The sequence below is a fragment of the Azospirillum sp. SYSU D00513 genome, assembly GCF_017356015.1.
Classification (GTDB): Bacteria; Pseudomonadota; Alphaproteobacteria; order Azospirillales; family Azospirillaceae; genus Azospirillum.
This window is the reverse complement of sequence record NZ_JAFIQV010000065.1, coordinates 17,891-28,737: the sequence shown is the minus strand read 5'-3', so window position 1 is coordinate 28,737 and position 10,847 is coordinate 17,891. Positions and strand designations below refer to the sequence as shown.

The window sequence follows — 10,847 nt, the reverse complement described above, 5'->3', positions numbered from 1 at the left end:
GTGGCGCGCCAGCGCCAGCCTTGACGCGGGACGACCGCCCTGGCACCCAACCTTATTCCTGCTTGATCCGCATCACGGTATCTCCATACTGGCCGCCCCCATATTGGCCGCCATAGCCGCCATACTGGTTGCCGCCCGCCTGGCAGGCGCCGAGCGACAGCACCACAACCGCGCAAAGCGCGGGCTTGCGCAATCCGATCATTCCAATCCTCCCGCTTCGCCTTCGTCGTTTCGCCGGAAACCCGGCTTGAGAACTCGGGCGCGGTGGGGTTGGTTCCGGAAGAATCCAATCAATGACGGAAGCAAAAGCCATTGCCGGGTGTTTATCAGGTCGAACCAATCACCTGGAGGATTGCACCATGACCTATCTGCGCCTTTGTGGAGCAGCGCTCGCCATGCTGGCGCTCGGCGCCTGCTCGACCGGCGGCGTCCTGGGCGGCACGGCCGGGGCCGCGGGCGGCTACGCGGTGGACGGCAAGCGGGGGGCCGTGATCGGCGGCCTCGGCGGCGCCGCGCTCGGCCATGCCCTGGACTGATCCAAGCAAGCACTGATCCACAAGACCACGTGTGAAGCGGGCAAGGGCGCGGAAGGCAGCTTCCGCGCCCTTGCTCCTGTGCGCCGGCAGGGGCCTGGAAGCCCGGTTCGGTGGACAAGGGCCGCCGGATCGGGGTAGAGCAACCCGGCCCGGTTTAGGAAGACGCACACGTGACCAAGAAAAGCGCTGATCGGCTGCGCCTCGACGCGGCGACGGAGCGGATGATGCTCCGCATCTGGCGGGAATGGGCGCGGCCCTACCGCGGCCGCATGTTCCTGGTCTTTCTGCTGATGGCCGTTCTGGCCCTGGTGACGGGCGCCTATCCGCTCCTGATCGACCGTGCCTACCGGATGTTCGAGGAGCAGGACCGGACCATGCTGATGGTCATCCCGGTCCTGATCGTCGCGGTGACGGCGACCAAGGCCGTGACGATGTACACCCAGACCGTGCTGACGACGGACATCGTCCAGCGCATCGTCAGCGACGTGCGGTCCAGGATGTTCGAGCATCTCCTCACCGCCGACACGGCGCAGCTCAACGCGGCCCCGACGGGGACGCTGACCTCCCGCTTCATCAACGACGTCGACCTGATCCGCAACGCCCTGACCCGGTCGCTGACCGGCCCGGTGCGCGACGTGCTGACCGTCATCGCGCTCGTCGCGTCGATGTTCTACCTGGACTGGGTCCTGTCGCTGATCGTCTTCCTGGTCTATCCGCTCGCGGCGATCCCCATCGTGCGCATCGGCAAGCGGCTGCGCCGCGTCTCGCGCGACACGCAGGCGCAGATGGGCGACATGACCTCGCTCCTGACCGAAAGCCTCGCGGGATCGCGCATGGTCAAGACCTTCGGGCTGGAGGATTACGAGAAGTCCCGCGCCGCCCGCGCCTTCGACGACAACTACCGCCTGACCATGAAGGCGACGCGCGCCCGCTCGCGGATCGACCCGATGATGGAGATCCTGGGCGGTGTCGCGGTGGCGGCCGTGATCGGATTCGCGGGATACCGCATGACGCTGGGGGAGGGCTCCATCGGCGCCTTCTCCGGCTTCGTGGGCGCGCTGCTCATGGCGGCCCAGCCGGTGCGCGCGATCGGCACGCTGAACGCCGTGCTCCAGGAAGGGTTGGCTTCGGCGCAGCGCATCTTCGAGCTGATCGACCGCACCCCGTCCATTTCCGACCGCCCGGACGCCGTGCCCCTGCGGGTCGCGCACGGTGCCGTCGCCCTGCAGGACGTCCGCTTCGCATACGAGGACGGGTCCGAGACGCTGAAGGGCATCAGCCTGGAGGTCGAGCCCGGCAGCCGGGTGGCGCTCGTCGGCCGCAGCGGCGCCGGCAAGTCCACCGTCTTCAACCTGCTCCCCCGGCTGTACGAGGCGGGTTCCGGCCGGGTTCTGATCGACGGGCAGGACATCCGCGGCGTGACGCTGAAGAGCCTGCGCGCCGCCATCGCGGTGGTCAGCCAGGACACGGTCCTGTTCAACGACACGGTGCGGGCAAACATCGCCTTCGGCCGGCTGGACGCAAGCGACGCCGACATCCGCGCCGCCGCGGCGGCGGCGGCGGCCCACGACTTCATCAGCCGTCTGCCGGAGGGTTACGACACGGTGGTCGGCGACCGGGGCTTCAAGCTCTCGGGCGGCGAACGCCAGCGCTTGGCGCTGGCCCGCGCCTTCCTGAAGGACGCGCCGATCCTGCTGCTGGACGAGGCGACGAGCGCGCTCGACAGCGAATCCGAACGGCTCGTGCAGGACGCGCTGGAGCGGCTGACCAGGGGCCGTACGACGCTGGTCATCGCCCATCGGCTCGCCACCGTGCGCGACGCAGACCATATCGTCGTGATGGAGGACGGCCGCATCCTGGAGCAGGGCACCCACGACAGCCTGCTGGCCGCCGGCGGGGCCTACGCCCGGCTGGTGGCACTCCAGTTCGGAGACGACGGGGAAGCGGCGCTGCTCGCCCGCTGAGATCCGCCGGGCGAGCAGCGCTGCGTCGCGCTATTCGCGCTTGAGGACGCGGTCCACCAGCGTGTCGGCCAGCTCGCCCGACCGGAAGGTGGCCTTCAGCTCGGCCGGGTCGTAGACGCGCTCGACCCATTCCATGAAGGGAATGGGATGCTTCGCGTTGTAGGCGGCGTAGCTGTCGAAGAAATGGTCGAGAATGCCGGTCTTCGCCTGCTTGAAATGGCCATACCGCCAGGAGAGCTGCTTCATCGCCTCCTCCACCGGGAGCCCTTCGTGGGCCAGCAGGTAGAAGACCGACATGAAGCCGGCGCGGTCGGCGCCCGACTTGCAGTGCAGCAGGGCCGGGTATTCGATGGTGTCGAAGAGCTCCTTGGCCCGCAGCAGGTTCTCCCGCTTCGGCGCCTCGCGCGATCCGATGGGGAAGTCGATCAGCGTCAGCCCCTGCTGGCGGCAGGCTTCGGTCTCCATCAGGTAGGAGGCGCAGTCGCGCCGGCCGCGCAGGTTCAGCACGGTCCGGATGCCGAGCGCCGCCGCCTGCCGGATCTGGGAGGGGGAAGGCTGGCTCGCCCGGTACAGGTCCGGTGCGACGCGATAGGTGTTCGAATAGATCAGCCGGAAGCAGGCGTGATCCATGAAGACGCTTTCGACATGGCCCAGCGCACGCTGCCACCGCGTGGTCATGGCACCCCGCGCGCGCTTTATGCCGTCACCCAGGAAGATGGTGGTGTGACGGCGGAGAAACCCCTTCTTGGCCAAGCGGCACCTTCTTGTTCCGAAGCCGCCAACATAGGCACCCCTTTCGTCGCGTCAAGAGCCACCGGACCGGTGCCGCGCGAGGCGAAGGGTCAGCGCAGCCATTCCTTGACCTCGCTGAGCCGCCGGTCGCCCTGCGGGGTCCGCGCATACTCCTTGCCGTAACGCGTCTGGTATTCGCGGACGTAGCCCAGCTTCACCAGTTCGTCCAGGGCCGGCCGGACGATCAGGGGTTTCAGGTTGGCCGCACGGGTGATCGCGATGACGGAGGCGGGCAGCGTCGTGATCCCGGGACCGGGGATCGCGCGCAGCGTGGTGAGAGTCGTCCAGTTCACGGTGGTCGATGGGATCATGGGTGCTCCTTGGTCTCGGCGAACCAACAGGCGTACCCCGGATCCTGTCACACGGACTCACCGCGCCCGGACCCGATACATTCGGACGGGGCGCGCGCCCTTATGCGACGGCGGCGGCCTGCCTTGCCTGGACCCGCCGGTAGACGTCGTATTGTGCCGCGACGGTCAGCACGATCTCCATGTACAGGTTGATCGTTCCGTTGGCGTAGAAGGCAGGGCAGCCCGTGAAATGCCGCTCGCCGGGGTTGGCGGTCGGCGCGATCAGGGCCGGATCCAGTACGACCAGCCCGCCCGGCTGGCTGCCGTCATAGACGAAGGCGGTCTGGTTCAGGGGCAGCGGGTGGATGGCCTGGTGGTCCTCCGCCTCGATCCCGCCGGCCTCCATGTACTGGACCAGCATGCCGAGGCTGCCCATGGCGAGCGGCAGGATCTGCTTCAGGCTGCGCCGGACGAGATCGTCGTATTCCGCCGTCGTCAGGCCCGGCCGCAACAGCGGCGCGGCTTCGGCGAGGTTCCAGCAGACATGCATCGCCGTGTGGCTGCCCGTCTTGGTGATGGACAGCAGGTCGTAGCCCGAGGGAGCGTAGAGCAGCGAGCTGTCCAGCGCGTTCGCCAGCACGAAGCTGGCGGCCGCCGTCTCGGTGATCTCGCCGACCGTGCGGCAGCGCTCCTCCTCGGCCATCACCTTGATGACCCAGCCCTTGATCAGCGCGTCCAGCAGATGGCAGCTGCTGTCGCGCAGGAAGCCGACCAGCCGCTCCGGTTCGGCGGCGGCCAGCCCGTCGGCGTCCGCGACGTCCAGCCCATGCGGGGAGTCCGGCGGGTTGGGAAGCTGGAGCCGTCCGTCCGCGTCCAGCGGCAGGCGGGCGATCACATGCTCGCGCAGGCTGCCGTAGAGCAGGGCCAGCAGCGTGTTGACGGTGACCTTCTCGTAATCCTCGCGCCGGGTGTCGGCGTGGACAGGGCAGTGCCCGCCGAGGCTCTTCAGCTCCTCCCCGAACAGATAGTCCGGGCTTTCGGCGATCCGGTGCAGCAGGGTCGCGAGGTTGATCCGGGTCATCCCGGCCTCCTCGTGCGCGGCCAGGAAGGTGAGGGCGAAATCGTTCTGGCGAGCCATGGGTCAGGCCTCCTGGAGCCGGCTGTAGACGCCGTAATCGAGAGCGATGGCCAGCACGATGTCGAGATACAGCTTCATCATCCCCGCCGAATAGAAGGCCGGGCAGCCGGTGTAGTAGCGCTCATCGGGCTTGGCGAAGGGCTTGATCGGCCCGACGCTGAGCCGGATCAGCCCGCTCTCGTCCAGTTCGAAGGCCGTTTGGTCGCGGGACAGCGGGTGGATGGCGAGCCCGTCCGGCGGCTCGGTCCCGCTCTCCTCCATGTAATGGACGAGCATGCCGAGGCTGGCCATGGACAGCGGCACGACCTGCTTCAGGCTGCGCCGCACGAGGTCGTCATACTCCTCCGCGCGCAGGCCCGGCTTCAGCAGGGGGGCCGCCTCCGCCATCGCCCAGCAGATGTGGATGGCCGTGTGGCTGCCGGTCTTGGTGATGGACAGCAGGTCGTAGCCGGCGCGCTGGTAGAGGGTGGACTCCTCCAGCACCGTGCGCAGCACGAAGGTCGCCGCCGCGACGGTGGAAATCTCGCCGGAACCCAGCGCGCGGTAATGCTCCTCCTCCGCCAGCAGCCCGGCCGCCCAGCGGATGATCAGCCCGTCCAGCAGGTGGCAGGTCGCGTCGCGAAGGACGGACAGGAACACGTCCCGGGGCGCCACCAGCATGGCAATGCGGTTGGACGGGTCGATGCCGTGCGGCGAGCGGGGCGGAATCGGCAGCATCACGTTGCCCTCCGCGGTCAGCGGAAGGTTGCCGGCGATCTCCTGGTAAAGCCGCCCGAACAGGTAGGCCAGCAGTGAGTTGACCGCGACCTTGTCCAGGTCCTCCGACCCGCTCGCCGCGTGCATCGGGCATTGGCCGGCACCCCGGCGCATTTCCTCGCTGAAGAGGAAGGAGGGATCCTCCTCGATCCGCCGCAGGATGTGCGCCACGGACACGCGGGACAGCCCGACCTCCGCATGGGCGGCGGTGAAGGTTTGGGCGAAATCATTCGAACGGGACATGGGACCGGCCGCGGCTGACGCAAAAGACGTAAGACCGTAAGGCGGATTTGGCATATGCGCAATGGACAGGCGCCACAGGTTTCAGGACGTTCACAGCCCCACAGGCTCGGTGGGAGCCCGCTTCAGACCGCCGGGGCGGGCGGCAGGGCGGCCAGCAGCTCCGGCGTGTCCACGTCGTAGAGCACGCCCGGCTCGTCGATGGGGACCTCGCAGACCAGCTCGGCGTGGCGGCCGATCAGGTGCTTGGCGCCGGTGTCCCCGGCGGCCTGGGCCATTTCGGGGAAGAAGGCGCGGTCCCACAGCACGGGGTTGCCGCGCTTGCCGCCGGTGACCGGGACACAGATGGCTCGCCCCTCCAGCGGGTTGAAGGCGGCGATCAGCCGGTCGATGGCGGCGCTGGACACGCGCGGCATGTCGCCCAGGCAGACCAGCACGCCGTCCACGTCGCCGGGCAGGGCGGCGAGGCCGGCGCGCAGCGAGGTGCTAAGCCCCTCGGCGAAGGCCGGATTGTGGGTGAAGGCGACAGGCCGGGCGCCGACTGCCGCCCTGACCTCCTCGGCCATGTGGCCGGTGACCACCAGCACCGGGCCGGCCCCGGAGGCCAGCACGGCGTCCACCGTCCGCGTGATCAGCGGCCCGCCGTCCACCGGCGCCAGCAGCTTGTTCGGCCCGCCCATGCGCGTGGAGCGCCCGGCGGCCAGCACCAGCGCCGCGATGCGGGGCACCCGCTGGGCCTCGGCCTCGGGGGTGCCGGCGCGGGGCAGGGGACGCGTCGGGATTTCCATCAGCAGTCCTCCGACACCCATGCGCATGACCTCCTCGCGCGTCACCGGAACCCCGGCGGCGCAACGCTGGAGGACCCAGTCGAAGCCGTTCAGCTTGGGCGATCGGGCGCAGCCCGGCAGGCCCAGCACCGGCTTGCCGTCGAGGCTCGCCAGCAGCAGCAGGTTGCCGGGATCGACCGGCATGCCGAAATGCTCGACCGTCCCGCCGGCCCGCTCGATGGCCGCGGGCAGCACGTCGCGCCGGTCGGTGATGGCCGAGGCCCCGGCGATCAGCAGCAGGTCCACCGCCCCGATTTCGACGATGGTCCGGGCCAGCGCCTCCTCCTCATGCTCGCAGCGCAGCTCCGCCACCAGGGCGCCGCCCAGCGCGGCGAGGCGCGCGCGCGTGACCTCCAGGGTCTTGTCGAGCACGCTTTCCTTCAGGCCGGGAAGCCGCGTCTGGATCAGCGCGGCCGACAAGGCGCGGTAAGGGGCAAGGCCAAGGACTCCGCCGCCAGACGCCTCACGCACGACCTGGTCCAGGCAGGCGCCAGGAGCGGCGAAGGGGATGATCTTGACGGTGGCGACCATCTGCCCCGGCTCGACGGCGGCGAAGGCGGGCAGGGTGGCGACGGTGATGCTCTCGTCGCACAGGTTGATGGCGTCGATCCGCGCCGGGTCGAGGACGAGCAGCCCGCGCTTCGCCGCGAACAGGTTCACGCGGCCCGTGAAGGGCGCGCCCGCCGTCAGCCCGTCGCCGAGCAGCGCCGCCGCGATGCGCTCGGCCGCCTCGTCCTCCGCGACGTCCTCGGGGCCGAGCTTCGCGGCGACGACCGTCTCGACCCCCGCCGCGCGCAGTGCCTCCAGATCGGCGGCGCTCAGCAGCCGGCCCTTCTTGAAGGCCAGGGAACCCGCGCGCAGCGAATGGGCGAGGACGGCGCCCTCGGCCTCGGCGAGCGGAAGGGAGCCGAAGAACATGGGCGCGCCGCTCCTCAGACGCCCGCCGGTTCGCCGCGCCGCACGGCGGTGACCTGGGCCATGATGGACAGGGCGATTTCCGCCGGGGTCACGGCCCCGATGTCGAGCCCGACCGGCGCGTGGATGCGGGCGGTCTCCGCCTCCGTAAGGCCCATCTCGCGCAGCCGGTCGAGCCGGCTGGCGTGGGTGCGCTTGCTGCCCAGCGCGCCGACATAGAAGGCGTCGGAGCGCAGGGCCAGGATCAGGGCGGGATCATCGAGCTTGGGGTCATGGGTCAGCATCACGATGGCGGTGCGCCGGTCCGGCTTCAGCGCCGCCAGCCCCTCGTCCGGCCAGGCGTCGGACAGGGCGACGCCGGGGAAGCGCTCCGCCGTCGCGAAGGCGCCGCGCGGGTCGATCACCGTCACCTCATAGCCCGTCATGCGGGCGAGCGGTGCCAGCGCCTGGGCGATGTGGACGGCGCCGACGATCAGCAGCCGCACCGGTGGGTTGTGGACCTGGACGAAGAGGCCCATGCCCTCCTCGTCCTGCGGATCGGTCATCAGGCCGCTGCGGTCCTGGTGCAGGCGCCCGCGGATCGCGATCAGGGTGATCTCGTCCAGTCCGAATTCGCCATGGACGCCCTCTTCGAACACGAGGCTCTGGAGGCCGCTGTTGAGGTCGGTCACCAGCGCCACGGGCAGCTTTTCGGCCTTCGCCTTCAGCAGGCGGTCGAGGATCGCGCGCTTCATTCCACGGCCTCGACATAGACCTGCACCTGGCCGCCGCAGGCGAGCCCGACCTCCCAGGCCATCTCGTTGGTGACGCCGAAGGACAGCATGCGCGGCTCGCCGTCGGCCATGGTCTTCTGCGCCTCGTGGACCACGGCGCCCTCGATGCAGCCGCCGGACACGGAGCCGGCCATGCCGCCGGCCTCGTTCACCGCCATCTGGCTGCCCACCGGGCGCGGCGAGGATCCCCAGGTGGCGATCACGGTCGCCACCGCGACCTTGCGGCCCTCGGCGCGCCAGGACGCCGCCTGTTCCAGGATGTTTTCCGTCGTCATGCCGACTCCCTGAGCCACTCTCGCAGCCCTTCATGCCGGCGGGGGCCTTGGCGGTTCAGCGCATCGGCCAGCCCTGCCAAGCTGTTCACATTGTGCACCGTGCGGAAATCGTCCACATGCGGCAGCAGCGCCCGGATCCCCGACGATTTCGGCGCGAATCCCTCCCAGCGCAGCAGGGGGTTCAGCCAGATCAGGCGCCGGCAACTTTTGTGCAGCCGTTCCGCCTCCGCCGCAAGGCCTTCCCCTGCATCCCTGTCAAGCCCGTCGGTAATGAGCAGGACCACCGCCCCCTGGCCGAGCACCCGGCGCGCCCAGGTCCGGTTGAACAGCCGCAGCGCCGTGCCGATGCGGGTGCCGCCGGACCAGTCCTCCACCGCGCGCGACACGGCGTCCACCGCCACGTCCACGTCGCGGTGGCGCAGGCGGCGGGTGATGTTGGTCAGCCGCGTGCCGAAGACGAAGCTGTGCACCCGGTCGCGGTCGCTGGTGACCGCGTGCATGAAGTGCAGCAGCATCCGCGAATAGCGGGTCATCGAGCCGGAGATGTCGCACAGCATCACCAGCGGCGGCGGACGGGTGCGGGTGCGGCGGTGTTCCAGCGCCGCGAGGTCGCCGCCGGACCGCATCATGCGCCGCAGGGTCGCGCGCGGGTCCACCCGGTCGCCGTTGGGATCCGGGCGGTGGCGGCGCGTCGGCGCCTCCAGCACCGGCAGGGTCATGCGGGCGAGCATGCGCTTGGCCTCCGCCAGCTCCTCGCCGGACATCTTCTCGAAGTCCTTGGCCTGGAGCCGTTCGCGGTCTGACAGGGTGAAGGAGGCGTCCAGCTCGATCTCGGTCTTGGGCGGCCCTTCCTCCTCCGGGCGGAGATTCGGGTGCAGGGCCTCGGCGAGGCGGCGGGACATCTCCGGCCGGTCGGGGCCGGCGTCGGTGCGCACGGTCGGCAGCATCATGCCGATCATGCGTTTCAGGATGTCGGGGTTGCGCCAGAAGACGTGGAAGGCCTGGTCGAACAGCTCGTGCTGCTCGCGCCGGCTGACGAAGACGGCGTGGAGCGCCCAGTAGAAATCCTGCCGGTTGCCCAGCCCGACCGCCTCCACGGCCTGCAGCGCCCGCAGCAAGATGCCCGGCCCGACCGGCAGGCCGGCGGTGCGCAGCACGCGGGCGAACTGCATGAGGTTGGCCGCGAGGCGCCCCTCATGCGCCGGTGCGGGCGCCGGTGTGGGCTCCGGCGCGGCCGGCTGGGCTTCCTCGCGCCCCGTCATCGGGCGGTCGTGGCGGCCAGTTCGGTCTTCACCTGGGCGAGGATGCGGGCCGCCTCGCTGCCCTGGATGCGCGCGATGTCGTCCTGGTACTTCAGCAGCGTGCCGAGCGTGTCGTTGATGACCGTGGGCTCCAGCTCGAGATGGTTCAGCTCCACCAACGCCTGCGCCCAGTCCAGCGTCTCGGCCACGCCCGGCGCCTTGTAGAGGTCCAGCCGGCGCAAGCCCTGCACGAACCCCACGACCTGGGCCGACAGGCGGGCCGCCGCCGTGGGCGCCTTCTTGGCGAGGATGGCCCGCTCCCGCTCCGCCGACGGGTAATCGACCCAGTGGTAGAAGCAGCGGCGCTTCAACGCGTCGTGGATCTCGCGCGTGCGGTTGGAGGTCAGGATGACGATGGGCGGCTCCGGCGCGCGGATCGTGCCGAATTCCGGCACGCTGACCTGAAAGTCGGACAGGACCTCCAGCAGATAGGCCTCGAACGGTTCGTCGGTGCGGTCCAACTCGTCGATCAGCAGCACCGGTGCTCCTGCTTCGTCCGGCTCCAGCGCCTGGAGCAGCGGGCGCTTGATCAGGAAACGCTCGGAGAAGAGGTCGGCGCCAAGCGCGTCGCGGTCGCGCTGCCCGGATGCCTCGGCCAGCCGGATCTCCATCATCTGGCGGGCGTAGTTCCACTCGTAGACCGCCGAGGCGACGTCCAGCCCCTCGTAGCATTGCAGCCGCACGAGCCGCCGCCCCAGCGTCGCGGACAGCACCTTCGCGATCTCCGTCTTGCCGACTCCGGCCTCCCCTTCCAGGAACAGCGGCCGCTTCAGCTTCAGCGCCAGGAACAGCGCCGTCGCCAGCGCACGGTCGCCCACATAGGCGCCGCTCTCCAGCAGCGCCAAGGTTTCATCGACGGAGGTGGGGAGTGTGGGCATGGGCCTTCATGGCTGGGGAAGGGCAAAGCTGCGGGCCACGAATCGAAGAACTCCACCGTCATCCCCGCGAAAGCGGGGATCCAGAAGTTTGCAGGACCGCCCTTCACCGAAGGTCCTGGACCCCCGCTTTCGCGGGGGTGACGGTAAGTGGTTGGCGTCCCT

General features: G+C 69.8%; 12 protein-coding genes. 2 read left to right on the top strand and 10 right to left on the bottom strand.

Annotation, left to right across the window (positions count from 1 at the left end):
* Positions 1-52 precede the first annotated feature (52 nt).
* On the bottom strand, positions 53-202 hold the full coding sequence (locus JUB11_RS29890; RefSeq protein ID WP_207462457.1) for a hypothetical protein: 150 nt from the start codon (positions 200-202) through the stop codon (positions 53-55).
* A 157-nt stretch (positions 203-359) separates the two neighbouring features.
* On the opposite strand from JUB11_RS29890, the gene JUB11_RS29885 reads away from it, so the two are divergent.
* Positions 360-536: a hypothetical protein gene (locus JUB11_RS29885; RefSeq protein WP_207462456.1), complete on the top strand. Its 177-nt coding sequence runs from the start codon at positions 360-362 to the stop codon at positions 534-536.
* Positions 537-706: 170 nt separating this feature from the next.
* Complete coding sequence (locus JUB11_RS29880; protein WP_207462455.1) at positions 707-2,500, top strand: ABC transporter transmembrane domain-containing protein; 1,794 nt, start codon at positions 707-709, stop codon at positions 2,498-2,500.
* 30 nt (positions 2,501-2,530) lie between these two features.
* On the opposite strand, the gene JUB11_RS29875 is transcribed toward JUB11_RS29880, so the two are convergent.
* The 9 genes from JUB11_RS29875 to JUB11_RS29835 all read right to left on the bottom strand — a co-directional run bounded on the left by JUB11_RS29875 (position 2,531) and on the right by JUB11_RS29835 (position 10,685).
* Positions 2,531-3,253 (bottom strand): sulfur transferase domain-containing protein, encoded by a 723-nt coding sequence (locus tag JUB11_RS29875; protein WP_247887425.1) that lies wholly within the window; start codon positions 3,251-3,253, stop codon positions 2,531-2,533.
* A gap of 89 nt (positions 3,254-3,342) precedes the next feature.
* Complete coding sequence (locus JUB11_RS29870; RefSeq protein ID WP_207462454.1) at positions 3,343-3,603, bottom strand: hypothetical protein; 261 nt, start codon at positions 3,601-3,603, stop codon at positions 3,343-3,345.
* Between the two features lie 100 nt (positions 3,604-3,703).
* Entirely contained in the window at positions 3,704-4,720 is a 1,017-nt protein-coding gene (locus tag JUB11_RS29865; RefSeq protein ID WP_207462453.1) for a hypothetical protein, read from the bottom strand.
* A 3-nt stretch (positions 4,721-4,723) separates the two neighbouring features.
* Positions 4,724-5,719 (bottom strand): hypothetical protein, encoded by a 996-nt coding sequence (locus JUB11_RS29860; protein ID WP_207462452.1) that lies wholly within the window; start codon positions 5,717-5,719, stop codon positions 4,724-4,726.
* A gap of 122 nt (positions 5,720-5,841) precedes the next feature.
* Complete coding sequence (locus tag JUB11_RS29855) at positions 5,842-7,461, bottom strand: molybdopterin-binding/glycosyltransferase family 2 protein (RefSeq protein WP_207462451.1); 1,620 nt, start codon at positions 7,459-7,461, stop codon at positions 5,842-5,844.
* A gap of 14 nt (positions 7,462-7,475) precedes the next feature.
* Complete coding sequence (locus JUB11_RS29850; protein WP_207462450.1) at positions 7,476-8,192, bottom strand: XdhC family protein; 717 nt, start codon at positions 8,190-8,192, stop codon at positions 7,476-7,478.
* Positions 8,189-8,506 carry an XdhC family protein gene (locus JUB11_RS29845; RefSeq protein WP_207462449.1) on the bottom strand — a complete coding sequence of 106 codons (318 nt, stop codon included), beginning with the start codon at positions 8,504-8,506 and terminating at the stop codon, positions 8,189-8,191. The genes JUB11_RS29850 and JUB11_RS29845 overlap by 4 nt, the downstream gene beginning before the upstream one ends.
* Positions 8,503-9,768 (bottom strand): VWA domain-containing protein, encoded by a 1,266-nt coding sequence (locus tag JUB11_RS29840; RefSeq protein ID WP_207462448.1) that lies wholly within the window; start codon positions 9,766-9,768, stop codon positions 8,503-8,505. The genes JUB11_RS29845 and JUB11_RS29840 overlap by 4 nt, the downstream gene beginning before the upstream one ends.
* Positions 9,765-10,685 (bottom strand): MoxR family ATPase, encoded by a 921-nt coding sequence (locus JUB11_RS29835; RefSeq protein ID WP_207462447.1) that lies wholly within the window; start codon positions 10,683-10,685, stop codon positions 9,765-9,767. The genes JUB11_RS29840 and JUB11_RS29835 overlap by 4 nt, the downstream gene beginning before the upstream one ends.
* Between the last annotated feature and the right edge of the window lie 162 nt (positions 10,686-10,847).

Bases quoted from the DNA above. Each gene is read 5' to 3' on its own strand.
- JUB11_RS29890 (WP_207462457.1), bottom strand. From the start codon at position 202: ATGATCGGATTGCGCAAGCCCGCGCTTTGCGCGGTTGTGGTGCTGTCG.
- JUB11_RS29865 (WP_207462453.1), bottom strand. From the start codon at position 4,720: ATGGCTCGCCAGAACGATTTCGCCCTCACCTTCCTGGCCGCGCACGAG.
- JUB11_RS29840 (WP_207462448.1), bottom strand. From the start codon at position 9,768: ATGACGGGGCGCGAGGAAGCCCAGCCGGCCGCGCCGGAGCCCACACCG.
- JUB11_RS29870 (WP_207462454.1), bottom strand. From the start codon at position 3,603: ATGATCCCATCGACCACCGTGAACTGGACGACTCTCACCACGCTGCGC.
- JUB11_RS29850 (WP_207462450.1), bottom strand. From the start codon at position 8,192: ATGAAGCGCGCGATCCTCGACCGCCTGCTGAAGGCGAAGGCCGAAAAG.
- JUB11_RS29845 (WP_207462449.1), bottom strand. From the start codon at position 8,506: ATGACGACGGAAAACATCCTGGAACAGGCGGCGTCCTGGCGCGCCGAG.
- JUB11_RS29885 (WP_207462456.1), top strand. From the start codon at position 360: ATGACCTATCTGCGCCTTTGTGGAGCAGCGCTCGCCATGCTGGCGCTC.
- JUB11_RS29860 (WP_207462452.1), bottom strand. From the start codon at position 5,719: ATGTCCCGTTCGAATGATTTCGCCCAAACCTTCACCGCCGCCCATGCG.
- JUB11_RS29835 (WP_207462447.1), bottom strand. From the start codon at position 10,685: ATGCCCACACTCCCCACCTCCGTCGATGAAACCTTGGCGCTGCTGGAG.
- JUB11_RS29855 (WP_207462451.1), bottom strand. From the start codon at position 7,461: ATGTTCTTCGGCTCCCTTCCGCTCGCCGAGGCCGAGGGCGCCGTCCTC.